Genomic DNA, 612 nt, shown 5'->3' on the forward strand with positions numbered 1-612 from the left:
GCCACGCGCGTCACCTCGGCCGCGAAGCTGGACAGCTGGTCGACCATCGTGTTCACGGTGCTCTTGAGGTCCAGGATCTCGCCCTGCGCGTCCACGGTGATCTTCTGGGACAGGTCGCCCTGCGCCACCGCCGTCGTCACCAGCGCGATGTTGCGGACCTGGCTGGTCAGGTTCGAGGCCATGAAGTTCACGGAGTCGGTGAGGTCGCGCCAGGTGCCCGAGACGCCCTTGACCTGCGCCTGGCCGGCCAGCTTGCCCTCGGTGCCCACCTCGCGCGCCACGCGCGTCACCTCGGCCGCGAAGCCGGACAGCTGGTCGACCATCGTGTTCACGACGTTCTTGAGGCCGAGGATCTCGCCCTGCGCGTCCACGGTGATCTTCTGGCTCAGGTCGCCCTGCGCCACCGCCGTCGCGACCTGGGCGATGTTGCGCACCTGGCCCGTCAGGTTGGCCGCCATGAAGTTCACGTTGTCGGTGAGGTCGCGCCAGGTGCCCGAAACGCCCTTGACCTGCGCCTGCCCGCCGAGGCGTCCCTCGGTGCCGACCTCGCGGGCCACGCGCGTCACCTCGTCGGCGAAGCTGGACAGCTGGTCGACCATCGTGTTGATGGTC

At 69.0% G+C, this 612-nt stretch carries 1 protein-coding gene; it reads right to left on the reverse strand.

Annotation, left to right across the window (positions count from 1 at the left end; all coding sequences use genetic code 11):
- On the reverse strand, positions 1-612 hold a 612-nt coding region (locus ABEB16_RS21645; RefSeq protein ID WP_345714238.1), incomplete at both ends, for a HAMP domain-containing protein.

It is taken from the genome of Kineococcus glutinatus (assembly GCF_039542765.1).
GTDB classification, from domain to species: domain Bacteria; phylum Actinomycetota; class Actinomycetes; order Actinomycetales; family Kineococcaceae; genus Kineococcus_A; species Kineococcus_A glutinatus.